19 protein-coding genes are annotated in these 26,026 nt (G+C 60.2%); 13 read left to right on the top strand and 6 right to left on the bottom strand.

Going from position 1 to position 26,026, the window contains the following annotated elements; translation table 11 throughout:
* The 8 genes from relA to ACMGGK_RS19785 all read left to right on the top strand — a co-directional run bounded on the left by relA (position 1) and on the right by ACMGGK_RS19785 (position 10,595).
* Positions 1-2,232, top strand: a complete 2,232-nt coding sequence (relA, locus tag ACMGGK_RS19820) for a GTP diphosphokinase (protein WP_004932686.1) — start codon at positions 1-3, stop codon at positions 2,230-2,232.
* A 102-nt stretch (positions 2,233-2,334) separates the two neighbouring features.
* A complete protein-coding gene (gene mazG / locus ACMGGK_RS19815) occupies positions 2,335-3,129 on the top strand; it encodes a nucleoside triphosphate pyrophosphohydrolase (protein ID WP_049300183.1) in 795 nt (264 codons plus the stop codon).
* A 71-nt stretch (positions 3,130-3,200) separates the two neighbouring features.
* Positions 3,201-4,064 carry a hypothetical protein gene (locus tag ACMGGK_RS19810; RefSeq protein WP_176063667.1) on the top strand — a complete coding sequence of 288 codons (864 nt, stop codon included), beginning with the start codon at positions 3,201-3,203 and terminating at the stop codon, positions 4,062-4,064.
* A 393-nt stretch (positions 4,065-4,457) separates the two neighbouring features.
* Positions 4,458-6,095 (top strand): glutamine hydrolyzing CTP synthase, encoded by a 1,638-nt coding sequence (pyrG, locus tag ACMGGK_RS19805; RefSeq protein ID WP_004932674.1) that lies wholly within the window; start codon positions 4,458-4,460, stop codon positions 6,093-6,095.
* Between the two features lie 81 nt (positions 6,096-6,176).
* Complete coding sequence (gene eno / locus ACMGGK_RS19800) at positions 6,177-7,472, top strand: phosphopyruvate hydratase (protein ID WP_004932670.1); 1,296 nt, start codon at positions 6,177-6,179, stop codon at positions 7,470-7,472.
* 298 nt (positions 7,473-7,770) lie between these two features.
* On the top strand, positions 7,771-8,961 hold the full coding sequence (locus tag ACMGGK_RS19795; protein WP_420277149.1) for an NAD(P)/FAD-dependent oxidoreductase: 1,191 nt from the start codon (positions 7,771-7,773) through the stop codon (positions 8,959-8,961).
* A complete protein-coding gene (locus ACMGGK_RS19790) occupies positions 8,958-9,362 on the top strand; it encodes a hypothetical protein (RefSeq protein WP_164095550.1) in 405 nt (134 codons plus the stop codon). The genes ACMGGK_RS19795 and ACMGGK_RS19790 overlap by 4 nt, the downstream gene beginning before the upstream one ends.
* A 30-nt stretch (positions 9,363-9,392) precedes the next feature.
* Positions 9,393-10,595, top strand: coding sequence for a methionine gamma-lyase (locus ACMGGK_RS19785; protein ID WP_420277148.1), 1,203 nt, complete (start codon positions 9,393-9,395; stop codon positions 10,593-10,595).
* Positions 10,596-10,632: 37 nt separating this feature from the next.
* Here the strand turns inward: ACMGGK_RS19785 and ACMGGK_RS19780 are convergent, their stop codons facing one another.
* The 4 genes from ACMGGK_RS19780 to ACMGGK_RS19765 form a co-directional block, all read right to left on the bottom strand.
* Positions 10,633-12,027 (bottom strand): amino acid permease, encoded by a 1,395-nt coding sequence (locus tag ACMGGK_RS19780; protein ID WP_015376675.1) that lies wholly within the window; start codon positions 12,025-12,027, stop codon positions 10,633-10,635.
* A gap of 102 nt (positions 12,028-12,129) precedes the next feature.
* Positions 12,130-13,665: a histidine ammonia-lyase gene (hutH, locus tag ACMGGK_RS19775; protein WP_275095445.1), complete on the bottom strand. Its 1,536-nt coding sequence runs from the start codon at positions 13,663-13,665 to the stop codon at positions 12,130-12,132.
* Positions 13,662-15,353 carry a urocanate hydratase gene (gene hutU / locus ACMGGK_RS19770; RefSeq protein WP_015376677.1) on the bottom strand — a complete coding sequence of 564 codons (1,692 nt, stop codon included), beginning with the start codon at positions 15,351-15,353 and terminating at the stop codon, positions 13,662-13,664. Before hutU ends, hutH begins: the two co-directional genes overlap by 4 nt.
* Before the next feature lie 375 nt (positions 15,354-15,728).
* Entirely contained in the window at positions 15,729-17,069 is a 1,341-nt protein-coding gene (locus ACMGGK_RS19765) for an MFS transporter (RefSeq protein ID WP_016929055.1), read from the bottom strand.
* 327 nt (positions 17,070-17,396) lie between these two features.
* Here ACMGGK_RS19765 and queE point away from each other — a divergent pair, with 327 nt between their 5' ends.
* The gene (gene queE, locus ACMGGK_RS19760; RefSeq protein ID WP_004932641.1) at positions 17,397-18,068 is read left to right on the top strand and encodes a 7-carboxy-7-deazaguanine synthase QueE; all 672 of its coding nucleotides are present in this window, start codon (positions 17,397-17,399) and stop codon (positions 18,066-18,068) included.
* Between the two features lie 30 nt (positions 18,069-18,098).
* Here queE and queD read toward each other — a convergent pair whose 3' ends face one another.
* The gene (gene queD / locus ACMGGK_RS19755; protein ID WP_004932638.1) at positions 18,099-18,458 is read right to left on the bottom strand and encodes a 6-carboxytetrahydropterin synthase QueD; all 360 of its coding nucleotides are present in this window, start codon (positions 18,456-18,458) and stop codon (positions 18,099-18,101) included.
* 436 nt (positions 18,459-18,894) lie between these two features.
* Between queD and cysJ the strand changes: the two genes are divergently transcribed.
* The 3 genes from cysJ to ACMGGK_RS19740 are packed head-to-tail and all read left to right on the top strand — an operon-like array spanning position 18,895 to position 23,207.
* Entirely contained in the window at positions 18,895-20,697 is a 1,803-nt protein-coding gene (gene cysJ / locus ACMGGK_RS19750; protein WP_420277147.1) for an NADPH-dependent assimilatory sulfite reductase flavoprotein subunit, read from the top strand.
* The gene (gene cysI / locus ACMGGK_RS19745; RefSeq protein ID WP_016929053.1) at positions 20,697-22,412 is read left to right on the top strand and encodes an assimilatory sulfite reductase (NADPH) hemoprotein subunit; all 1,716 of its coding nucleotides are present in this window, start codon (positions 20,697-20,699) and stop codon (positions 22,410-22,412) included. The genes cysJ and cysI overlap by 1 nt, the downstream gene beginning before the upstream one ends.
* Before the next feature lie 60 nt (positions 22,413-22,472).
* On the top strand, positions 22,473-23,207 hold the full coding sequence (locus tag ACMGGK_RS19740; RefSeq protein WP_260515837.1) for a phosphoadenylyl-sulfate reductase: 735 nt from the start codon (positions 22,473-22,475) through the stop codon (positions 23,205-23,207).
* Positions 23,208-23,262: 55 nt separating this feature from the next.
* Here ACMGGK_RS19740 and ACMGGK_RS19735 read toward each other — a convergent pair whose 3' ends face one another.
* Entirely contained in the window at positions 23,263-24,333 is a 1,071-nt protein-coding gene (locus ACMGGK_RS19735) for an aminopeptidase (RefSeq protein ID WP_420277146.1), read from the bottom strand.
* A 260-nt stretch (positions 24,334-24,593) separates the two neighbouring features.
* Between ACMGGK_RS19735 and cysG the strand changes: the two genes are divergently transcribed.
* Complete coding sequence (gene cysG / locus ACMGGK_RS19730; RefSeq protein ID WP_016929050.1) at positions 24,594-26,024, top strand: siroheme synthase CysG; 1,431 nt, start codon at positions 24,594-24,596, stop codon at positions 26,022-26,024.
* The last annotated feature ends 2 nt before the right edge of the window (positions 26,025-26,026 follow it).

Below are 26,026 nucleotides of genomic sequence, written 5' to 3'. Positions count from 1 at the left end.
ATGGTTGCGGTAAGAAGTGCACATCTGAATACGGCGGGTGAGTTCGCTCTCGATGAGTGGATCGCCGGCTTGGGGCTACCTAACCCGCAGTCATGTGAGCGATTGGCCGCAACCTGGCGTTATTGTGAGCAGCAGACCCAAAACCATCCCGACGCCTCGCTGCTGCTGTGGCGCGGCCTGGAGATGGTGGAAATTCTCTCGACGCTGAGCATGGACAATGACAGCATGCGCGCCGCGCTGCTGTTCCCGCTGGTGGACGCCGGCATCGTGCAGGAAGAGACCCTGACCGAAGCGTTCGGCAAGGGGATCGTCGCGCTGGTGCACGGCGTGCGCGATATGGACGCCATTCGCCAACTGAAAGCCACCCAAAACGACTCGATGGCCTCCGAACAGGTCGACAACGTGCGCCGCATGCTGTTGGCGATGGTGGAGGATTTCCGCTGCGTGGTCATCAAGCTGGCGGAGCGCATCGCCCACCTGCGCGAGGTGAAAGACGCGCCGGAAGACGAACGCGTGCTGGCGGCGAAAGAGTGTTCCAACATCTACGCCCCGCTGGCCAACCGGCTCGGCATCGGCCAGTTGAAGTGGGAGCTGGAGGATTTCTGCTTCCGCTACCTGCATCCGGAAGAATACAAGCGCATCGCCAAGCTGTTGCATGAGCGCCGCATCGATCGCGAACAGTTCATTGACGATTTCGTCGCCGGGCTGCGCGCAGAAATGGCCAACGAAGGCATTCGGGTGGAGATTTACGGCCGGCCGAAACACATCTACAGCATCTGGCGCAAGATGCAGAAAAAACACCTGGCGTTCGACGAACTGTTCGACGTGCGTGCGGTGCGCATCGTGGCGGAGCGCCTGCAGGATTGCTACGCGGCGTTGGGCATCGTGCATACCCACTTCCGCCATTTGCCGGATGAGTTCGACGACTACGTCGCTAACCCGAAACCGAACGGCTACCAGTCGATCCACACCGTGGTGCTGGGGCCGCGCGGCAAGACCGTCGAGATTCAGATCCGCACCCGGCAAATGCACGAAGACGCCGAACTGGGCGTGGCCGCGCACTGGAAGTACAAAGAGGGCGCGGGCGTGACCGTGCGCTCCGGCTACGAAGAACGCATCGCCTGGCTGCGCAAGCTGATCGCCTGGCAGGAAGAAATGGCGGACTCCGGCGAGATGCTCGACGAAGTGCGCAGCCAGGTGTTCGACGATCGGGTCTATGTATTTACCCCGAAAGGCGACGTGGTGGATCTGCCGGCCGGCTCTACGCCGCTCGATTTCGCCTACCACATTCACAGCGACGTCGGTCACCGCTGTATCGGCGCCAAGATCGGCGGCCGCATCGTGCCGTTTACCTATCAGCTGAAGATGGGCGATCAGATTGAGATCATCACCCAGAAACAGCCGAACCCGAGCCGCGACTGGCTGAACCCGAACCTGGGGTATGTCACCACCAGCCGCGGGCGCTCGAAGATCCACAACTGGTTCCGCAAGCAGGATCGCGACAAGAACATTCTCGCCGGCCGCCAGATGCTGGACAACGAACTGGAACATCTCGGCATCAGTCTGAAAGAGGCCGAAAAGCTGCTGATCCCGCGCTACAACATGAACTCGCTGGACGAGGTGTTGGCGGCGATCGGCGGCGGGGACATTCGCCTGAACCAGATGGTGAATTACCTGCAGGGCAAGTTCAACAAACCGAGCGCCGAAGAGCAGGATCGCGAGGCATTGCGCCAGCTGGTGCAGCAGAAAGCGCCGCCGCCGGCCCGCAACAAGGATAACGGCCGCGTGGTGGTGGAGGGCGTGGGCAACCTGATGCACCACATCGCCCGCTGCTGCCAGCCGATCCCGGGCGACGACATCGTCGGCTTTATCACCCAGGGGCGCGGTATTTCGATCCACCGTGCGGACTGCGATCAGCTGGTCGATTTGCAATCGCACGCGCCGGAGCGCATCGTCGATGCGGTATGGGGCGAAAGCTACTCCAGCGGTTATTCGCTGGTGGTGCGCGTGATGGCCAACGATCGCAGCGGGCTGCTGCGCGACATTACCACCATTTTGGCCAACGAAAAGGTCAACGTGCTGGGCGTCGCCAGCCGCAGCGACACCAAGAAACAGTTGGCCACTATCGACATGGATATCGAAATCTACAACCAGCAGGTGCTGAGCCGGGTGCTGGCGAAGCTGAACCAGCTGCCGGACGTGATAGACGCCAAGCGTCTGCACGGCAACTAAGCCCACATCGCCTTTCGGGCCGTATGCGCCATCGATACGGCCCGAGATCCATGAATTCGGTGGGCGCCCCCATGCGCCCTCATTCTTTCTCAGAGATTTTTTATGACCCAATCCACTCCGCTGCAGCGCCTGCTGAACATCATGAAAACGCTGCGCGATCCGCAGGTCGGTTGCTCATGGGACCGCAAGCAAACTTTCGCCACCATCGCGCCCTACACGCTGGAAGAGACTTACGAAGTGCTGGACGCCATCGAGCGGCAGGACTACGCCGATCTGCGCGACGAACTGGGTGATTTGCTGTTCCAGGTGGTGTTCTATGCCCAGATGGGGCAGGAGCAGGGGCTGTTCGATTTCGATGAGGTGTGCACCGCCATCAGCGACAAGCTGGAGCGCCGTCACCCGCATATCTTCGGCGACGCTGAGGCGGGAGACAGCGAAGCCGTGGCGGCGCGCTGGGAGCAGCTGAAGGCCGGCGAGCGCGCCGAAAAAGCGCTGCACTCGGTGCTGGACGACATTCCGCAGGCGCTGCCGGCGTTGATGAAGGCGCACAAGATCCAAAAACGCTGCGCCTCGGTCGGCTTCGACTGGAATACCCTGGGGCCGGTGCTGGACAAAGTGTATGAAGAGATCGACGAAGTGATGCACGAAGCCCGCCAGGCGGTGGTCGATGAGAGCAAGCTGGAAGAGGAGATCGGCGATCTGCTGTTCGCCACGGTGAACCTGTCGCGCCATTTGGGGCACAAGGCGGAGAATGCGCTGCAGGCGGCGAACCGCAAGTTCGAACGTCGCTTCCGCCAGGTGGAAGCGATCGTCCAGCAACGCGGGCTGCGGCTTGAAGACGCCACGCTGGAGCAGATGGAAGACGCCTGGCAGCAGGTGAAGAAATCTGAAATCTGATGCGCTTCCGGCGTTCATGGCGCCGGGGTGAACATGAAGGACGTTCCACGCAGACAAGGGAAGGTGGCGTCATGATCAAGAGGCTAATGCTTTTAGCCTGTTTTTTCCCCGGTTTCAGCACGGCGTCTCCTCCTGCTGATGTTGGGCGGCTGCGGTATGATGAGCGCAGGCTGCCATTAGTCGATGTGCAGATCGATAACCGGTTACACACGCTCATGCTGGATACCGGCAGCGCAGAAGGGATACACCTTTATCAACACGATCTGGAGCGTCTGGTCGCGCAACCGAGTTTAAAGGCGGTGCAGCTGGCGCCTCGGCGGCTGAGAGATCTCTCTGGCGGTGAAAATCAGGTGTCTGCCTGGCGGATTAGTCGGCTGTTTATTGGCAATATCCCGTTTAACGACGTCGAAGCGGTGAGTTTTAAGCCCTGGGGACTCAGCCTGGGAAACGAGGTGCCGGTAAGTGAAGTGATGGGGCTTGGGTTGTTCCGCGATCGAAAGGTGCTGATGGACTTCGAAAACGACCGCTTGCAAATGTTGACTCATCTGCCTTCAGACATTGCAATATGGGCTTCATATCCATTCGAACAGACCGATGAGGGGCTGAGCGTGACGGCCTTCGTTGGCAATAAACCGTTGCGCCTGATTGTTGATACCGGCGCCAGCCATTCTCTTTTGTTTGCCGCAGGCTTGCCGGCTGGCCTCTTGTTTTCCGGCTGTCGCTCCATTGAGCCTGAGGCTGAGAACCTGGATTGCCGAGTGACCAGATTCACCTTGACCGATCGCCGGGGCCGGCATCACAACGATTTGGCCATCGTTACCGAAGGCCCAACGTCTGAGGCGCTGGGTTTTGATGGTCTGCTGGGGATGGGCTTTATGCGGGGGCATCGTGTGATTGTTGATATGCCTGAACGCATGCTCTACATCAGTCGTTAATCCGATGCTCCTCGATCCCAGGCTAATCGGGTTTAGGGAAGCTGAACCGCCGCTACAATGTTGATCGACGACAAGGTTCACTTGGGCTGAAACGGTTAAGCTTGCGGTCAGGTCACAGGCGCATGGCTGCCGTCGGCAGCAAAAGGCCAACAAACTGAAATCTAAGGCGTTTTATCGCTCGAGAGGGGCGGTAAAAAGAAACTTTCTCCGCTAACTCTTTGTATTTCCTGGAGGGTTTATGCGGCGCCGGCGGAGTAAACCCTGATGAACACGGGAGGGCGGCCGAGATGATGGACAGCAAAACGATCGTTTGTAGGTCAGGAGAGGTTCGGGTATACTACTTTCCCGTCCTGGTTCTTCCATCGTCTTTAAACCTAAACTCTCAGGTTCAGCATGACAACTAATTATATTTTTGTGACCGGCGGGGTCGTATCCTCTCTGGGTAAAGGCATTGCCGCAGCCTCTCTGGCGGCTATTCTTGAAGCCCGTGGCCTCAACGTTACCATCATGAAACTGGACCCGTACATCAACGTGGATCCGGGCACCATGAGCCCGATTCAGCATGGGGAAGTTTTCGTCACCGAAGACGGCGCAGAAACCGATCTGGATTTGGGTCACTACGAGCGCTTCATCCGCACCAAAATGTCGCGTCGCAACAACTTCACCACCGGCCGCATCTACTCCGACGTGCTGCGTAAAGAACGCCGCGGCGACTATCTGGGCGCGACCGTGCAGGTCATTCCGCACATCACCAACGCGATCAAAGAGCGCATCATCGAAGGCGGCGAAGGCCACGATGTGGTGCTGGTGGAAATCGGCGGCACCGTCGGCGATATCGAATCGCTGCCGTTCCTCGAAGCCATCCGTCAGATGGCGGTGGAAGTGGGCCGCGAGCACACTCTGTACATGCACTTGACGCTGGTGCCGTACATGGCGGCGGCGGGCGAAGTGAAAACCAAGCCGACCCAGCATTCCGTAAAAGAGCTGCTTTCCATCGGTATTCAGCCTGATGTGCTGATTTGCCGTTCCGATCGCGCGGTTCCTGCTAACGAACGCGCTAAAATCGCGCTTTTCTGCAACGTGCCGGAAAAAGCGGTTATCTCTCTGAAAGACGTTGATTCTATTTATAAAATCCCAGGCCTATTGAAATCTCAGGGGCTGGACGATTATATTTGTAAACGATTCAGCCTGAACGCGCCGGAAGCCAACCTGGCCGAATGGGAACAGGTGATCTACGAAGAAGCCAATCCGGGCGGCGAAGTGACCATCGGTATGGTCGGCAAATACGTTGAGCTGCCGGACGCTTACAAGTCGGTGATCGAAGCGCTGAAGCACGGCGGGCTGAAAAACCGTCTGACCGTGAACATCAAGCTGATCGACTCGCAGGACGTGGAAACCCGCGGCGTGGAAGTGCTGAAAGGGCTGGATGCGATCCTGATCCCGGGCGGCTTCGGCTACCGCGGCGTGGAAGGCAAAGTGATGACCGCGCGCTATGCGCGCGAGAACAACATTCCTTACCTGGGCATTTGCCTGGGCATGCAGGTGGCGTTGATGGAGTTCGCTCGCAACGTGGCCGGCATGGAGAACGCCAACTCCACCGAGTTTATGCCAGACTGTAAGTACCCGGTGGTGGCGTTGATCACCGAATGGCGCGATGAAGACGGCAACGTCGAAGTGCGCAGCGAAGAAAGCGATTTGGGCGGCACGATGCGCGTAGGTGGCCAACAGTGCAACCTGAGCGACAACAGCCTGGTGCGCCAGCTGTACGGCGAACCGACCATTGTCGAGCGTCACCGTCACCGTTACGAAGTTAACAACATGCTGTTGAAGCAGATCGAAGCCGCAGGGCTGCGTGTCGCCGGTCGTTCCGCCGACAACAAGCTGGTCGAGATCATTGAACTGCCGAATCACCCGTGGTTTGTAGCCTGCCAGTTCCACCCGGAATTTACGTCTACGCCGCGTGATGGGCATCCGCTGTTCGCCGGCTTCGTGAAAGCCGCTGGCGAGCATCAGAAGCGCCAGGTGAAATAACATATTTGGTAGGCGGCGCGCGGTGAGAACCGCGCGCTGTTTGTCTGGAGTTTTAGTTTAACTTGTACTGAGGAAAACCTAATGTCCAAAATCGTTAAAGTCATCGGTCGTGAAATCATCGACTCCCGCGGTAACCCGACTGTTGAAGCCGAAGTTCATCTGGAAGGCGGTTTCGTAGGCCTGGCTGCTGCGCCGTCAGGTGCTTCTACCGGTTCCCGCGAAGCGCTGGAACTGCGTGACGGTGACAAGTCTCGTTTCCTGGGTAAAGGCGTACTGAAAGCCGTTGCCGCAGTAAACGGTCCGATTGCTCAGGCAGTACTGGGTAAAGATGCCAAAGACCAGGCGAACATCGACAAGATCATGATCGAGCTGGACGGCACCGAGAACAAATCCAACTTCGGCGCCAACGCCATTCTGGCGGTTTCCCTGGCAGCAGCGAAAGCAGCCGCAGCCTCTAAAGGCATGCCGCTGTACGAGCACATCGCTGAACTGAACGGCACCCCAGGCAAATTCTCCATGCCACTGCCGATGATGAACATCATCAACGGCGGCGAGCACGCTGACAACAACGTCGACATTCAGGAATTCATGATTCAGCCGGTTGGCGCGAAAACCCTGAAAGAAGCGGTGCGCATCGGTTCCGAAGTGTTCCACCACCTGGCGAAAGTTCTGAAAGCCAAAGGCATGAACACCGCCGTGGGCGACGAAGGCGGCTACGCGCCAAACCTGGGTTCCAACGCCGAAGCGCTGGCGGTTATCGCTGAAGCGGTAAAAGCGGCGGGCTACGAGCTGGGCAAAGACGTCACTCTGGCGATGGACTGCGCGGCTTCCGAGTTCTACAAAGACGGTAAATATGTGCTGGCCGGCGAAGGCAACAAGGCCTTCACTTCCGAAGAGTTCACTCACTTCCTGGAAGAGCTGACCAAACAGTACCCAATCGTGTCTATCGAAGATGGCCTGGATGAATCCGACTGGGCAGGCTTCGCTTACCAGACCAAAGTTCTGGGCGACAAAATCCAGCTGGTGGGTGACGATCTGTTCGTAACCAACACCAAGATCCTGAAAGAAGGCATCGAGAAAGGCATCGCTAACTCCATCCTGATCAAGTTCAACCAGATCGGTTCTCTGACCGAAACCCTGGCAGCTATCAAGATGGCGAAAGACGCCGGTTACACCGCGGTGATCTCTCACCGTTCCGGTGAAACCGAAGACGCGACCATCGCCGACCTGGCGGTAGGGACTGCGGCTGGCCAGATCAAAACCGGTTCCATGAGCCGTTCTGACCGCGTTGCCAAGTACAACCAACTGATCCGTATCGAAGAAGCGCTGGGTGACCGTGCGCCGTTCAACGGCCTGAAAGAAGTTAAAGGCCAATAAGTTCGACCGATTCGGTTGCTAAATAAAAACCCGCTGCGGCGGGTTTTTTTATGTTTTAAATTCGTGATGATTGTCAGTTTAATAATAAGTTTTTCATTGAAAGCGCGGTTTTGTTTAACCCGATAATTTCATTAAAGATAGTAAATGCGTTTATTTTATATTCCCATTTTATTTGCTTTATAACTATTCGTTACTAGACTGCCAATAAGGCAGTTTATTTTTCGCCGTTCTGCCGTAGACATTCATCATCACCATACCTTAATACTGCCGGCTTGCTGGCCGGTTGAGTGAGGGCTTGATGCGACAGCGAATCATCATTGTCGGCGGCGGAACCGGCGGCACCATCCTGGCCAATTTATTGGCCGCAAAATTGCACCGGGAAATTATTAATAATAAAGTCGAGTTATTAATGATATCGGATTCATCGCTGCATTATTACAAGCCGGCGTTTATGTATGTGGCGTTCAATACTTTTTTCAAGCAAGAGCTCACGCGCTCACAGCGGAGTTTATTGCGGCCCGAAATACAGTTTATTATTGATAAGGCGGAATCTTTCGATTTAAAACAGCGAAGCATAGCTACGCAAAGCGGTAAATTTTATTCCTATGATTTTCTGGTTTTCGCCACCGGCTGCGTACCTTGGCCAGAGCGCATCGAAGGATTGGCGCAGGCGGGCGATCATTTTTACCAGTATCAGGCCGCCAGGCGGTTAGCGCATAAATTGGCGACGATCGAGAAAGGCCGCATTTTCATCACCGTGTCCTTCCCTGAAACGCCCAACGTGCCCCATCAGTGCGGCATCGCACCGATCGAAACCACCCTGATGCTGGATGACTACCTGCGGCGGCGCGGCGTGCGCAAGGCGGTGGAGATTGTGTACACCTATCCGACCATTTCTCAACTCTTGCGTAACTGCCTGTTTTTACAGCGCCCGACCGGTGAAGCGCTGCCCGCCATTTTTGCCGCGCGCGACATTCGCCACCAGCGAGGGTTTACCCTCAGCCGGGTAGACGCCCAGCGTAACGTCGCCTATTCCGCTGAGGGGGAAGAGCAGCCGTTCGACATTCTGATGGCGACGCCGCCGATTCGCGCAGTCGAGGCGGTGCGCAATACCGGGTTGAGCGAGAGTCAAAACGGTGAAGGCTGGCTGCCGACCGATCATCAAACGCTGCAGGTCTACGGCCAGCAGGGCGTGTATGTCATAGGCGATACCGTGGATTTGCCGGTCAGCAAGGCCGGCGGCTCTTGCCATAATCAGGCGCCGGTCATTGCCGACAACATCGTGGCGGAAATACGGCTGGGCCACACAGTGAGCCATTATGACGGCAAGGTGCAGGCGGTCGCGCAAATGGGGCTGAATGCCGGCATGCCGCTGGTGTACGACTATCGTCACGACGTGCTGCCGACGCCCGCCACCAAGGTGGGCGGCATGCTGCGCAATGGGTTTAACCGCGGCCTTTACTGGGCCACGGTAAGGGGGCTGATATGACGGAAAGCACGGTGCATGCGGCGGACCTGCAATCATTGGCGGCGTTGCTCGAGAAACTGCAGCCGCTGCTGGCGGGCGGCCGGTTGGATAACGTGGTCGATCTGTTGTCGCTGTTGTCGGACGTGGTGGATATTGCCGACAACGCGCTGGTGGAGAAACTGGCCGGCGTCTTTGAAGGTTTGGTGACCCTCGGCTGGGAAGGCGGAACGGCGCTGCAGATGGCGCACAGCGAGCTGCAGTTGAATCCTCCGCCGGCCAGTTTTCGCGCGCTGTACGCCTTGCTGAAGCAGCCGGATACCCTGCTGGGGTTAACGTTGCTGCTGCGTACTTTACAAATCATCGGCCAGCGCACGCGAGACAGCGCGTTGCCGTCAGCCCTGTCAGATGAATCGTCGAATTAAGCTTCACCCACTCAGGTAAGGAGTTGTGTTATGTCCGCTACAGCAGTTGGCCACGACTTTGCCACCCGGGCTATTCATTACGGCTACGATCCTCAACGGTATCAGGGGGCACTGTCTCCGCCGGTGTTTATGAGCTCTACGTTTGCTTTTCCCACGGCGGAATACGGCGGCGCCTGCTTTGCCGGCACCGAGCCGGGGTACTTTTATTCGCGTATCGCCAACCCGACGTTAAACCTGCTCGAGCAACGCATCGCCAACCTGGAGGAAGGGGAAGCTGCGGTGGCGTTCGCTTCCGGTATGGGGGCTATCACCGCGTGTTGTTGGACGCTGCTCAGACCGGGTGATGAGCTGATTGTCGACGAAACCGTCTATGGTTGCACCTTCAGCTACTTTCATCATGGTCTGGCGCGCTTTGGCGTCAAGATAACCCACGTTGATCTGACCCGGCCGGAGCGGTTGGCGGCGGCCATTGGACCGCGTACCCGCCTGGTGTATTGCGAAACGCCGGCCAATCCCAATATGCGTTTGATCGATATCGCCGCCGTGGCGGAGATTGCCCATCGGCATCAGGCGCTGTTGCTGGTGGACAACACCTACTGTACGCCCTATCTGCAGCGGCCTTTGGCGCTAGGCGCCGATATCGTGGTGCACTCGGCGACCAAGTACCTCGGCGGGCATGGGGATCTCCTGGCCGGGATCGCGGTGACGCGTCAGGCGTTGGCCGAGGCGATCCGTCTGGAGGGGCTAAAGGACATGAATGGGGCGGTACTGTCGGCGCAGGATGCCGCGCTGGTGCTGCGTGGGATGAAAACCCTGCCGCTGCGCATGGATCGTCATTGCGATAACGCGCAGCGCCTGGCGGAGATGTTGGCGGAGCATCCGGCGGTCGAGCGGGTATATTACCCCGGCCTGGCGAACTTCCCGCAGCATGCGTTGGCGCAGCGGCAAATGGCGCGCCCCGGTGGCATGCTGGCGTTTGAGCTGCGGGGTGGCCTGCGTGCGGGCATTCGCTTCCTCAACGCGCTGCAGCTCATCTTGCGCGCGGTCAGCCTGGGCGATTGCGAAAGCCTGGCGCAACACCCGGCCAGCATGACGCACTCGGCCTACACGCCGGAAGAGCGGAAACGGCACCACATCAGCGAGGGGCTGGTGCGGCTGTCCGCCGGGCTGGAGGCGTTTGACGATCTGCAGGCGGATATCCTGCAAGCGCTGGCGCAGGCGCAGGCGCAATAAAAAAACCCGCCGCAGCGGGTTTTAGCCGAAGCGAGCGTTACATCTGTTGCGTCGCTGTGGTCACCGGCGAACCGCCGCCTTTTTTGCGTACCCACAGCCAGTAAGCCGCGGTGAGGAACGCGATCCACACCAGCCCGACATACAGCGCGATGCGGCTCTCTTCGAAGTAGCCGAGCAGGCCGATGACGAACGCCATAAAGGCGGTCGCCAATGCCGGCGCCACCGGCCACCACGGCACCGGGAAGCTCAACTGACGGGTTTCTTCCGGCGACAGCGTGCGGCGCATGACGATCTGCGACAGCAGGATCATCAGCCACACCCAGACGGTGGCGAAGGTAGCGATTGAGGCGATGATCATGAAGACCTTCTCCGGGATCAGGTAGTTGAGCACCACCGCCAGCAGCAGGGCGACCGACATCACCAGCACCGTCATCCACGGTACGCCGCTGGCGGTCAGCTTGGTGAAGCTGCGCGGCGCCTGGCCGTCCTGCGCCATGCCGTACATCATGCGGCCGGCGCCGAAGATGTCGCTGTTGATGGCCGAAATGGCCGCGGTGATCACCACCACGTTCAGCACGTTGGCGGCGGAGCTGATGCCGAGGTTGCTGAAGATCTCAACGAACGGGCTGCCGTTCTGGCCGATGCTGTTCCACGGATAGATCGCCATCAGCACCGTCAGCGTCAGCACGTAAAACAGCAGGATGCGCACCGGCACGGCGTTGATCGCCTTCGGCAGCACTTTGGCGGGGTCTTTCGCCTCGCTGGCGGTGATGCCGATGATCTCGATGCCGCCGAAGGCGAACATCACTACCGCTAATGACGCGACCACGCCGCCAATGCCGTTAGGCATAAAGCCGCCGTGCTGCCACAGGTTGCTGATGCCGGTGGCGTGCTGGGCTTGCCCGAAACCGAACAGCATCACCGCCGCACCGCCGACGATCATCGCCACGATGGCGGCGACCTTGACCAGCGACAGCCAGAACTCCAGCTCGCCGAAAACCTTGACGCTGCACAGGTTGAGCGCGCCGATAAACAGGATGATGCTGAGCACCCAGACCCACTGGGCGACGTCCGGGAACCACAGCCCCATATAGATGCCGAAGGCAGTGACGTCCGCCAGGGCGACGATCACCATTTCAAAGGTGTAGGTCCAGCCGGTGAGGAACCCGGCCAGCGGGCCGAGATAGTGGCTGGCGTAGTGGCCGAACGAGCCGGAAACCGGCTGATGCACCGCCATTTCACCCAGCGCGCGCATCACCATGAATACCGCCGCGCCGCCCACCAGGTAGGCCAGCAGCACCGCCGGGCCGGCCAGCTGGATGGCGCCGGCGGAGCCGTAGAACAGGCCGGTGCCGATCGCCGAGCCGAGAGCCATGAAACGGATATGCCGCGCGTTTAGTCCGCGTCTGAGTTGTGTCGTTTCGTTACGCATGTTGCTTCCCGTTAAGTGTTTGCCGAACAGGCACGCGCTGCCCGCGCCGGGTGGAACGCACCCGGCGGGGCAGAACAAACTGCGTGATTCAGTGTGTAATGATTATGCCTGGCTAGGCAGCAGTGCCGCAGGCAGCAGCGATGTCAGGTGACCGGCCGCCAATAGCTGGCTGGCGGCTTCAATGTCGGGGGCGAAGAAACGATCCTTGTCGTAGAAACTGACATGCTCGCGCAGCAGACGGCGCGCCTGCTCCAGACCTTCCGAGGTCTTCAGGCCGTTGCGGAAATCCAGGCCCTGGCAGGCGGCCAGCCACTCGACCGCCAGAATGCCGCGCACGTTGTCCGCCATGCTCCACAGACGGCGGCCGGCGGCCGGCGCCATGGAAACGTGGTCCTCCTGGTTGGCGGAGGTCGGAATGCTGTCGACGCTCGATGGATGCGCCAGCGCTTTGTTTTCGCTGGCCAGCGCCGCGGCGGTGACCTGAGCGATCATGAAGCCGGAGTTCACGCCGCCGTTCTCCACCAGGAACGGTGGCAGCTGCGACATGTGTTTGTCCATCATCAGCGAGATGCGGCGCTCGGACAGCGAACCGATTTCGGCGAATGCCAGCGCCAGGTTATCGGCGGCCATCGCCACCGGTTCGGCGTGGAAGTTGCCACCTGACAGCACGTCACCCTGCTCGGCGAACACCAGCGGGTTATCGGAGACGGCGTTGGCTTCGATCTCCAGCACCTCGGCGGCCTGACGGATCTGCGTCAGGCAGGCGCCCATTACCTGCGGCTGGCAGCGCAGGGAGTAAGGATCCTGCACTTTTTCACAGTTGCGGTGCGAGTCGGAGACTTCGCTGCGCGCGCCGAGCAGGTGGCGGTAGGCGAGGGCGGCGTCGATCTGGCCGCGCTGGCCGCGCACCTCGTGGATACGCGCATCGAACGGGCTGCGGGAGCCCAGCGCCGCTTCCACCGTCAGGCTGCCCGCCACGGTGGCGGCCGCGAACAGATCTTCGGCATCGAACAGGCCGCGCAGCGCGAAGGCGGCGGAGACCTGGGTGCCGTTCAGCAGCGCCAGGCCCTCTTTCGCCGCCAGCGTCAGCGGTTTCAGGCCGGCTTTGGCCAGCGCTTCGGTCGCCGGCAACCATTGACCCTGATGGCGTGCCTTACCTTCGCCCAGCAGCACCAGGCTCATGTGTGCCAGCGGTGCCAGGTCGCCGGAGGCGCCGACGGAGCCTTTAAGCGGAATATGCGGATAGACTTCGGCGTTGACCAGCGCGATCAGCGCCTGGATAACTTCCAGGCGAATGCCGGAGAAGCCGCGCGACAGGCTGTTGATCTTCAGCACCATGATCAGGCGCACCAGATTGTCGTCGGTCGGCTCGCCCACGCCGGCGGCGTGTGACAGCACGATCGAGCGCTGCAGATTTTCCAAATCGTCGCGGGCGATGCGCGTCGAAGCCAACAGGCCAAATCCGGTGTTGATGCCGTATGTGGTGCGGTTTTCTTCAACGATGCGCTCTACGCAGGCCACGCTCTGCTGGATAGGGCCGTAGGCGTTGTCGTCCAGCGTCAGCGTCACCGGATGTTGATAGACGTCGCGTAGCTGGGCCAGCGTCAGTTTGCCTGGGCGAATAGTCAGCGCTTTCATGCTTTTTCTCCTTGGGTGGCGGCAACCATCGGCAGGTTCAGGCCTTGCTCGCGGGCGCAGTCGATAGCGATATCGTAGCCGGCGTCGGCGTGACGCATGACCCCGGTAGCCGGGTCATTGTGCAGGACGCGGGCGATGCGCTCGGCGGCTTCGTCGGTGCCGTCGCAGACGATCACCATGCCGGAGTGTTGGGAGAAGCCCATGCCGACGCCACCGCCGTGGTGCAGGGAAACCCAGGTGGCGCCGCTGGCGGTGTTCAGCAGGGCGTTCAGCAGCGGCCAGTCGGAGACCGCATCTGAGCCGTCTTTCATCGCTTCGGTTTCACGGTTCGGGCTGGAAACGGAGCCGGAATCCAGGTGGTCGCGGCCGATGACGATTGGGGCGGACAGTTCACCGCGGCGCACCATCTCGTTGAACGCCAGACCCAGCTTGGCGCGCTGGCCGAGGCCAACCCAGCAGATGCGCGCCGGCAGGCCCTGGAAGCTGATGCGCTCGCGCGCCATGTCCAGCCAGCGGTGCAGGTGTTCGTCATCCGGGATCAGCTCTTTCACCATGGCGTCGGTTTTGTAGATGTCCTGCGGATCGCCGGACAGCGCCGCCCAGCGGAACGGCCCGATGCCGCGGCAGAACAGCGGACGGATGTAGGCCGGCACGAAGCCTGGGAAGTCGAAGGCGTTGTCGACGCCGGTTTCTTTCGCCATCTGGCGAATGTTGTTGCCGTAGTCGAAGGTCGGCACGCCCATCTGCTGGAACGCCAGCATGGCTTTGACGTGATCGGCCATCGACTGCTTGGCGGCGGCGACCACCTTGGCCGGCTCGGTCTGTGCGCGCTGGCGATACTCTTCCCAGCTCCAACCCTTCGGCAGATAGCCGTTCAGCGGATCGTGGGCGCTGGTCTGGTCGGTGACCATGTCCGGGCGCACGCCGCGGCGCACCAGCTCAGGCAGGATTTCCGCCGCGTTGCCGCACAGAGCGATGGAGATGGCTTTGCCTTCTGCGGTGTATTTTTTGATGCGGGCCAGCGCGTCGTCCAGATCTTTGGCCTGCTCATCGACGTAGCGGGTTTTCAGACGGAAATCGATGCGGCTCTGCTGACATTCGATGTTCAGCGAGCAGGCGCCCGCCAGCGTGGCGGCCAGCGGCTGCGCGCCGCCCATGCCGCCCAGACCGGCGGTCAGCACCCAACGGCCCTGCAGACTGCCGTCGTAGTGCTGGCGGCCCGCTTCGACGAAGGTCTCATAGGTGCCCTGAACGATGCCCTGGCTGCCGATGTAGATCCAGCTGCCGGCGGTCATCTGGCCGTACATGGCCAGGCCTTTGGCGTCCAGCTCGTTGAAGTGTTCCCAGGTTGCCCAGTGCGGCACCAGGTTGGAGTTGGCGATCAGCACGCGCGGCGCGTTGCTGTGGGTTTTGAATACGCCGACCGGTTTGCCGGACTGCACCAGCAGGGTTTCGTCCTCTTCCAGCGTTTTCAGGGTTTCGACGATCTTGTCGTAGCAATCCCAGTCGCGCGCGGCGCGGCCGATGCCGCCGTACACCACCAGCTCATGTGGGTTCTCCGCAACTTCAGGATCGAGGTTGTTCATCAGCATGCGTAACGGCGCTTCGGTCAGCCAGCTTTTTGCGTTTAATTGTGTGCCGCGTGGCGCGCGTACATCGACATTGCGAACTTTGTTATTTGTAGTCACAGCATTTTCCTCAAACAGTATCGGTGCAGATTCCATGCCGCGGTGGGGATGAGTACCACGGCATAACAATGCGTAGGGCTTATTAACATATACTTGTATGTACAAGCATATGCAACACTGACCAGTTGCCGCTGAAAAGTGGCATAAGAAAAAGTTATTTTCTTTTTATATCAGGTTGATATGCGATTTTTTATCACCGGCTTCATGTGCGAAAAGCCGGAGAAAAGTGAGCTGTTCGGCAAAAATGAATTAAAATTGACTCATTTTTGGGCGGCTAGTCACAATATTTTTACAGACTGATTACAGTTGGCGGCGGAGGATAAACAAGCCCTATCACCGCGGGAAGAAAGCCCGCCGTGGGCGGGCTTGCCAGGCTCAGGCGGCCGGTTGCAGCATCGGCTTGCGGCTCATCTTGCACACCGTGGCGATGGCGGCGATCAGCGCCGGTACGCACAGGAACATCAGGATGCTCTGCACTTCCCACTGCATCGCCAGCAGTTGGGCGCCCATCATGGTGCCGGCGACGCCGCCGAAGCGGCCGATGCCCTGCATCCAGGCGATGCCGGTGGCGCGGCTGTGGGTCGGGTAGAAGGTGGCCGCCAGCGTTTGCAGCCCGGACTGCGCGCCGTTCATGGTGACGCCCATCAGGAAGATGAAGGCGCCCAGCAGCACGATCTGCTTGTCTTCGGTGGCCATCGCCACGATCAGCAGGGCGGTGACGACAAAGCCACTCGAGACCACTTTGTGCGCATTCCAGCGGTCCATCAGCCAGCCGGCCACCAGGATGCCCAGCGTGCCGCCGAAGGTGAACAGCGAGGTGAGCATCGCCGACTGTTCCAGCTGATAGCCCAGCCCCTGCATCAGGATTGGCATCCAGCTCAGCAGCACGTAATAGATCACCAGCCCCATGAAGTAGGTCACCCACAGCATCAGCGTGCCGAGCAGGTAAGGGCGGCTGAACAGCAGGCCGACGCTGGTCTTGGCCTGCGTCAGCTTCTCTTCGTACAGGTAAAAACGCGTCACGCCGTCGAGGCTCTGGCTGACGAAGCGTTGCGCGATGCGTTTGATCTTCGCCGCATCCTGCCCGCGGTTGACCATATATTTGACCGATTCCGGCAGCAGCAGGATCAGCAAAACCGTCAACGCCAGCGGCGCAATGGCGCCGAGCAACAGCACGCTGTGCCAGCCGTAGCTCGGGATCAGCCACGATGAAATGGCGCCGCCGCCGGCCGCGCCCAGCGGAAAGCCGCAATACATGGTATTGATCGCCAGCGAACGGCAGCGCTGCGGCGCGTATTCGGAGATCAGCGTGATAGCGTTGGGCATCGCCGCCCCCAGCCCGAGGCCGGTGAGGAAACGCCACAGCGTCAGGCTATTGAGCGAGCCGGCGTAGGCGGTGGCCAGGCTCGACAGGCCGAAGAACAGGCAGGAAAACACCAGCACGCGCTTGCGGCCGATGCGGTCGGAGATTGGCCCGGCTATCAGCGCACCGAGCGACAGCCCCAGCAGCGCGGCGCTCAGCACCGGCCCCAGATCCTGCTTCACGATGCCCCAGTCTTTGGCGACCGAGGGGGCGATATAGCCCATGGCGGCGGTATCGAAACCGTCGATGGCGAGGATCAGGAATCCGAGAACGATCAGTGTCCAGTGAAACAGCGAAAACTTGCTGTCGTCGATGGCCTGTTGAATGTTTAACTCGCTGGTGGAATGAGTCATGGCACCCTCTAAACGCAGATGTAGTCGTGATGAATAGTATGTGGCCGAAACTGATGCTCGGCTTGTGTTTGCTTGTATATACATCTGCGCGTCGGCGCTTTATGTCAAATATAATTATCTTATTTGTTAACTTCGTGTTGTTTTCTGTGGAGCAGGTTGCACCGCGGATGAAAGGCCTAATACCGGTTAACAAATTAAATGAACGCCATTGGCGGTGAGATATGCTGGCGGCGGCGCGGAGGAAAAAATTTAATACAATTTTGGCCGTTTGGTCGCCGAGCCGGAATCTGCGATAATCGTTTTTTACTTTTCCAGATTGAGAAACCGATGCAGTACCCGATCAACGAGATGTTCCAAACCTTGCAGGGCGAAGGCTTTTTCACCGGCGTGCCGGCCATTTTCATCCGCCTGCAGGGCTGCCCGGTAGGGTGCAGTTGGTGCGACACCAAACATACCTGGGAAAAGGAAGCCCATCGGGAAGTAGACCTGCAACGGATCCTGGTCAAAACAGAAGAGAGCGACGCCTGGGGCAATGCCAGCGCCGAGCAGCTGTTGGCGGTGATGCGCCAACAAGGCTACACCGCGCGCCATGTGGTGATCACCGGCGGCGAACCCTGCATTTACGATCTGGCGCCGCTGACCGAGCTGTTCGAACAGCACGGCTACCGTTGCCAGATTGAAACCAGCGGCACCCACGAAATTCGCTGTTCCGCCAACACCTGGGTGACGGTTTCGCCCAAGGTGAATATGCGCGGTGGCATGAAGGTGTTGGATCAGGCGCTGCGGCGCGCCGACGAGGTGAAGCATCCGGTGGCGCGCGAGCGCGACATCGAGGCGTTGGATGCGCTGCTGGCGACGTTGCAGGATGACAAGGCGCGCATTATCGCACTGCAGCCGATCAGCCAGAAAGAAGAGGCGACCCGTCTGTGTATTGAAACCTGTATCGCGCGCAATTGGCGGCTGTCGATGCAGACCCACAAGTATTTGAACATCGCCTAAAATCAGGGCGCCATTGCGGCGCCCTTTCTTTTAACCTTTATATACGCATCCCGCCGTACAGGTCTCTTTCACCATCACCGCCGTCAATTCCGGCAGCTGGGGCTTGAGCTGCTGCCAAATCCAGGCGGCGAGCACTTCGCTGGTGGGATTTTCCAATCCTGGAATATCGTTCAGATAATGGTGATCCAGCCGTTCCCAGATCGGGGAAAACACAGCCTTGAGCTCGGCGAAATCCATCACCCAACCGGTGTGGGGATCCACTTCACCGGTCACTTCCAGACGCACCATAAACGAATGCCCATGCAGACGGCCGCATTTATGGCCCTCCGGCACGTGCGGCAAGCGGTGTGCGGCTTCAAACTGAAAATCTTTAAACAGCGTGGTTGCCATTATTACGGCCTCATTGACTCAAAAACCGCCGCATAGTACCGGAAAGCGCGTCTGCTTGCCATTTATACCGTTATGGTCTACCGCCACGGCCAACGCGCCCGTTTAACACTTTTTTTGTTTGGTGTTTGCGGCACCTATCGGCTGGGGTTATGAGCCGAAATGTTGAACGGTGAAAAAACGATGAAAAAAAGCGCTTTAATTTCATCTGGATAAAAAACTTTGTTTAACGGTTTAAGCGTTATGCCTTACCAGAAAAACAGCTTAGTCATTTTGGTTATGATTTATTGCTATCCCTTATTTAATCGTTGCTATTCTGCTCGGTAACCTTACAAACTCTCCTGATCTTTTCCGCACACCCGACGCAGCGAAGAGACAGCGACTGACACTGGCGCGCGCCTGGCAGGAAAGGCGCTAAGTATAGGAAATAAGTACAGCAATGACGACTCAGGCTCCTCCAACATCTTTGCTCCCGCTGACGCCCGAACAGCTGGCGCGCCTGCAGGCGACGATCGGCGACTATTCGCCGACGCAGCTGGCGTGGCTGTCCGGTTATTTTTGGGGCATGGTCAATCAACAGCCCGGAGCCGTGGCCATGGCGCCTGTTGCCCCTGCGGCTGCCGCCGGCATCACCATCATTTCCGCTTCGCAGACCGGCAATGCGCGCCGCCTGGCGGAGCAGCTGCGCGACGATCTGCTGGCCGCCAATCTGAGCGCCACGCTGATCAGTGCCGGCGACTACAAGTTCAAGCAGATAGCTCAAGAGCGCCTGCTGGTGATCGTCGCCTCCACGCAAGGGGAAGGCGAGCCGGCGGAAGAAGCGGTGGCGCTGCATAAATTCCTGTTCTCGAAAAAGGCGCCGAAGCTGAATGATACCGCTTTTGCGGTGTTCGGGCTGGGCGACACCTCTTATGAGAATTTCTGCCAGTCTGGTAAGGATTTCGACGGCAAGCTGGCCGAGCTGGGTGCCGAGCGCCTGGTGGAGCGCGTGGATGCCGACGTGGAGTACCAGGAACTGGCCGCCGCCTGGCGCAAACAGGTGGTGTCGGTGCTGAAGGCGCGCGCGCCGGCGGAAAGCACCGCGCCGGGCGTGTTGGCCAGCGGCGCGGTTGACCTGATCGACAGCAGTCCGTACAGCAAGGAACAACCGCTCACCGCCCAACTGGCGGTCAAGCAGAAAATTACCGGCCGCGCGTCGGATAAAGACGTGCGCCATATCGAGATCGATCTGGGCGACTCCGGCCTGCGCTATCAGCCGGGCGATGCGCTCGGCGTATGGTTCGACAACGATCCGGCGTTGGTGGACGAACTGGTGCAGCTGTTGTGGCTGAAAGGCGACGAGCCGGTCGAGGTGGAAGGGCAGACCCTGCCGCTGGCGCAGGCGCTGCGCAGCCATTTCGAGCTGACGCAGAACACCACGCCGATCGTCGATAAATACGCCGCGCTGTCGCGCGACGAAACGCTGATCGGCCTGCTGGCGGATAAAGCCGCGCTGCAGCATTACGCGCACAACACACCGATCGTCGACATGGTGCGCCAGGCGCCGGCGGATCTGAGCGCCGAACAGCTGATCGGTCTGCTGCGTCCGCTGACGCCGCGCCTGTACTCCATCGCCTCTTCGCAGGCGGAGAACGAAAGCGAAGTGCACATCACCGTGGGCGTGGTGCGTTACGACATCGACGGGCGCGCCCGCAGCGGCGGCGCCTCCGGCTTCCTGGCGGATCGCCTGGAGGAGGACGGCGACGTGCGGGTGTTTATCGAGCACAACGACAACTTCCGTCTGCCGGCCAACCCGGAAACGCCGGTGATCATGATCGGCCCGGGCACCGGCATCGCGCCGTTCCGCGCCTTTATGCAGCAGCGCGACGCCGACGGCGCCGGCGGCAAAAACTGGCTGTTTTTCGGCAACCCGCACTTTACCGAAGATTTCCTGTACCAGGTTGAATGGCAGCGCTACGTGAAAGACGGCCTGCTGACCCGCATCGATCTGGCCTGGTCCCGCGACCAGCAACATAAAATATACGTACAAGACAAACTGCGCGAACAGGGCGCGGAAGTGTGGCGCTGGATTCAGGAAGGCGCGCACATTTACGTCTGCGGCGATGCCAATCGCATGGCGAAAGACGTGGAAAACACATTACTGGAACTGGTGGCCGAGCACGGTGGCATGGATACCGAGCAGGCGGATGAATTTTTAAGTGAGCTGCGCCTTGAGCGCCGTTATCAGCGAGATGTTTACTGATGAGTGATAAACACCCCGGGCCTTTGGTAGTCGAAGGCAAACTGGCCGATGCGGAGCGCATGAAGAAGGAAAGCAACTTCCTGCGCGGCACCATCGCCGAAGATTTGAACGACGGCCTGACCGGCGGCTTCAACGGCGACAACTTCCTGCTGATCCGTTTTCACGGCATGTACCAGCAAGATGACCGCGACATTCGCGCCGAACGCGCCGAGCAGAAGCTGGAGCCGCGCCACGCCATGATGCTGCGCTGTCGCCTGCCGGGCGGCATCATCAGCCCGCAGCAGTGGCTGGGCATCGACAAGTTCGCGCAGGAGAGCACGCTGTACGGCAGCATTCGCATCACCAACCGCCAAACGTTCCAGTTTCACGGCATTCTGAAAGGCAACGTCAAACCGGTGCACCAGCTGCTGAACCGCTTGGGGCTGGACGCGCTGGCGACCGCCAACGACGTGAACCGCAATGTGCTGTGCACCTCCAACCCGGTGGAGTCCGAGCTGCATCAGGAAGCCTACGAGTGGGCGAAGAAGATCTCCGAACACCTGCTGCCGCGCACCCGCGCTTACGCAGAGGTGTGGCTGGATCAGGAGAAGGTGGCCACTACCGACGAAGAGCCGATTCTGGGGCCGACCTACCTGCCGCGCAAATTCAAAACCACGGTGGTGATCCCGCCGCAGAACGACGTCGATCTGCACGCCAACGACATGAACTTCGTGGCGATCGCCGAAAACGGCAAGCTGGTGGGCTTCAACCTGCTGGTGGGCGGCGGGCTGTCCATTGAGCACGGCAACAAGAAAACCTACGCGCGTCAGGCCAGCGAGTTCGGCTACATTCCGCTCGAGCATACGCTGGCGGTGGCTGAAGCGGTGGTGACCACACAGCGCGACTGGGGCAACCGCACCGATCGCAAGAACGCCAAAACCAAATACACGCTGGAGCGCGTCGGGGTGGACGTTTTCCGCGCCGAAGTGGAAAAGCGCGCCGGCATCACCTTCGCGCCGATTCGGCCGTATGAATTCACCGGCCGCGGCGATCGCATCGGTTGGGTGAAGGGCATCGACGATCAGTGGCACCTGACGCTGTTTATCGAGAACGGCCGCCTGCTGGACTATCCGGGGCGCCCGCTGAAGACCGGTATGGCGGAGATCGCCAAGATCCATAAAGGCGACTTCCGCCTGACGGCGAACCAAAACGTGATCATCGCCGGCGTGCCGGAAAGCGAAAAGGCGAAGATCGAAGCCTTGGCGCGCGATCATGGGCTGATCGACGACGAGATCAGCGAGCAACGCAAAAACTCGATGGCCTGCGTGTCGTTCCCGACCTGCCCGCTGGCGATGGCGGAGGCCGAGCGTTTCCTGCCGCAGTTTGTCACCAAGGTGGAAGGGATCATGCATCGGCACGGGGTGGGTGACGAGCATATCGTGCTGCGCATCACCGGCTGCCCGAACGGCTGTGGCCGCGCGCTACTGGCGGAGCTGGGGCTGGTGGGCAAGGCGGTCGGCCGCTATAACCTGCATTTGGGCGGCAACCGCGAAGGCACGCGCATTCCGCGCATGTACCGCGAGAACATCAACGAAGATGAGATCCTGAGCGAGATCGATCTGCTGGTGGGGCGCTGGGCGAAGGAGCGCAACGCCGGCGAAGGTTTCGGCGACTTCACCGTTCGCGCGGGCATCGTCAAACCGGTGCTGGATCCGGCGCGAGATTTTTGGGAGTGAGGCCGGCGGCCCCTGGGCAGAGGGGCCGCACAGGTCATTTCAAGTATCAGGAGAGACAACATGGCTGAATTCGATCTGGCGGCGCTGAACGCGTTGCCCAAATCCGGGCAGGCGCTGGCATTAGCGGTGGTCAATGGCCAACTGGAGACCCTCAGCGCCGAACAGCGCGTTGCATGGGCGCTGGAGCATCTGCCCGGCGAATTCGTACTCTCGTCCAGTTTCGGCATTCAGGCGGCGGTATGCCTGCACCTGGTGACGCGTATCCGGCCGGATATCCCGGTGATCCTGACCGACACCGGTTATCTGTTCCCGGAAACCTATCGCTTTATTGATCAACTGACCGACCAACTGAAGCTGAATCTGCAGGTGTTCCGCGCGGAGCAGTCTCCCGCCTGGCAAGAGGCGCGCTATGGCAAGCTGTGGGAGCAGGGCGTGGAAGGGATTGAAAAATACAACCAGCTCAATAAGGTCGAGCCGATGAACCGCGCGCTGGAGACGCTGGGCGCGCAGAGCTGGTTCGCCGGCCTGCGGCGCGAGCAGTCAGGCAGCCGCGCCAATCTGCCGGTACTGGCGGTGCAGCGTGGGGTGTTCAAGATCCTGCCGATCATCGACTGGGACAACCGCAAGATTTACCAGTATCTGACCGAACACGGGCTGAGTTATCACCCGCTGTGGGAGCAGGGTTACCTGTCGGTCGGCGATACCCACACCACCCAGAAGTGGGAGCCGGGCATGAGCGAGGAAGAGACGCGTTTCTTCGGCCTGAAGCGCGAGTGCGGCCTGCACGAAGGCTAAACGGCGCGATCAACATGACAGGGCTCAGCAATGCTGGGCCCTGTTTTTTTGCGGGCTACTTTTTCTTCTGCGCTTTCGGCGGGTGCGCCTGCGCCAGCTCTTTGATCAGCGGCAGCAGGATCTGCACGCTGTCGCGGCTGCGTTTGTCGATCCGCCCCGGCAGGTAGCGATCCAGATACTGCAGATTGTCATACTGCGGACGGTGCCAGGTGATGCCCTGCGGGAAGTGCGGGCTGACGGCGCGCTGTTGGTAGCCATCTTTGTCGCCCAGCGACCAGTTGGTGGCCTCCACCGACAGCACCGGGATGCCAGCGGCGTCGAACACCTCTTGATCGGAGCAGCAGCCGGTGCCTTTCGGATGCTGTGCGCTGCCCGGATTGGTGGCGGCGGCGATGCCGTAGCGGTGGGCGATATCCAGCGCGCGATCGCGGGAACGCTTCGCCATTTGCGGCGGCGTGCTGCGCCCGGCGTTGAAATACAGACGATCGCCGGTGATCAGGCTGTCGAGGTTGATCACCAGCACGGTGTTGCTTTTCTCTTCCGCGCTCATGCGTTGCAAGTAGTTCTGCGCCCCCAGTGAACCGATCTCTTCGGCGCTGGTGGCGACGAAGCGCAGGCCGTAGGCGGTGGGAATGTTCTTCAGGCGTTCCGCCAGTTCCAGCATCACGCCGATGCCGGAGGCGTTGTCGTCGACGCCCTGCAGCGTCAAGCCGCCGAGGTTGTTATCCAGATCCTCATCGCTCTGCGGCGTATAGGTGTCGAAGTGGGCGACGACCACGATCTGTTTTGGGCTGTCGCCGTTGCGGGCGGCGATCACCGAGCTGGCGGTGACGTTGTTCCAGTTCTTCTTGCCGTCTTTGCTGGTGTAGAGATAGCGCGTATTGACGCTGCGAATGTCGCTTTGGTAACCCATCTTGCTGAATTGCTGCTTCAGATAGTCGGCGGTGAGCAATTCTGCCGGGCTACCCGCCATGCGGCCGGGGAAGTAAGTGGCGATGTGGCGGGTCTGTTCGGCGGCGAAACGGCCCATTGGCGCGTCTTTTACGGGCTGTGCGGCACAAACGCTGAAGACGCCGCCGAGTGCGAGGGCCAGCAGGCTGGTCTTCAGGTAAAAACGGGAAAACATACCGAAAAATCCTTCTTTGCTATCGGCGCTGCCGATCATTTTTCTTCGGCACCCAGTATGAGACGCCGGGCGGCATTACACAATTTCCCTGTCTCTTAATTTCGCACGAACGCGCAAACCGCCGCCGTGAGTATTACCGTTTGCTTCCTGCGTTGCGGCCTATATTCCATAAAGGAACTAATCATTCCTTTTCGTCATTTCAGAGGCTAAATCTCAGCCCGTATAGTCACACTATCTTTCTGTTATATGAAAAGGCTGTTGTGGACTATCTACCAATATTCGCCGACCTGAAACAACGCCCGGTGCTGGTCGTTGGCGGTGGTGACGTGGCTGCGCGCAAAGTCGATCTGCTTCAGCGCGCCGGGGCTGAAATACGGATAGTTGCGCAGTCGCTCTCACCGGAACTGGAACAACAACGTCAGCAAGGGCAGGTGCTCTGGCTGGGGAAAAGCTTTGATCCGCAGCAGTTGGACGACGTGTTTCTGGCGATCGCCGCCACGGACGACAACGCGCTGAACGCCGCGGTGTTCGCCGAGGCGGATAAACGCCGGGTGTTGGCCAACGTGGTGGACGATCAGCCGCGCTGCTCATTCATTTTCCCGTCGATCATCGATCGCTCGCCGCTGGTGGTGGCGGTGTCGTCCAGCGGCCAGGCGCCGGTGCTGGCGCGACTGCTGCGCGAAAAGCTGGAGGCGTTGCTGCCCGCCAGTTTGGGGCAGATGGCGCAGGTGGCGGGCCGTTGGCGCGGCCAGGTCAAACGGCGGTTGGCTTCGATCGGCGAACGTCGCCGTTTCTGGGAGAAAACCTTCGGCGGCCGTTTCGCCACGCTGGTGGCCAACGGCCAGACGGCGCAGGCGGAACGGCAGCTGGAGCAGGATTTACACCGCTTCGCCGCAGGCGATGAAGGCGCACAGGGCGAGATCGCCCTGGTGGGCGCCGGGCCGGGCGACGTGGGGCTGTTGACCCTGCGCGGGCTGCAGGTGATGCAGCAGGCGGACGTGGTGCTGTATGACCATCTGGTCAGCGGCGAGATCCTCGATCTGGTGCGCCGCGACGCCGAGCGCATCTGCGTGGGCAAGCGCGCCGGCGCGCACTCGGTGATCCAGGAAGAGACCAACCGGCTGCTGGTGGAGCTGGCGCAGCAGGGCAAACGCGTGGTGCGCCTCAAGGGCGGCGATCCGTTCATCTTTGGCCGCGGCGGCGAAGAGCTGCAGGTGGCCGCCGCCGCCGGCATTCCGTTCCAGGTGGTGCCGGGCGTCACGGCCGCCGCGGGGGCGACCGCCTACGCCGGCATTCCGCTGACGCATCGCGATCACGCGCAGAGCGTGACCTTTATCACCGGCCACTGCCGCCCGGACGGCGATGGTCTGGACTGGGCCGATCTGGCCCGGGCGCGGCAGACGCTGGCTATCTACATGGGCACTATGAAGGCGGCGGACATCAGCCAACGTCTGATCGCCCACGGTCGCGACGCCGCGACGCCGGTAGCGGTGATCAGCCGCGGCACGCGCGCCGATCAGCAGGTGCAGATCGGCACGCTGGAACACCTGGAACACCTGGCCCAACGGGCGCCGCTGCCGGCGCTGCTGGTGATTGGCGAAGTGGTGGAACTGCACCATCAAATCGCCTGGTTCGGGCATCAATCGCAGACGGAAGGGGCCGCGCGCCCGGCCGTCGTGAATTTGGCATAGGC

The organism is Serratia sp. BNK-33-b (assembly GCF_048684565.1).
Classification (GTDB): domain Bacteria; phylum Pseudomonadota; class Gammaproteobacteria; order Enterobacterales; family Enterobacteriaceae; genus Serratia; species Serratia marcescens.
This window is presented reverse-complemented; position numbering and strand designations above follow the sequence as displayed.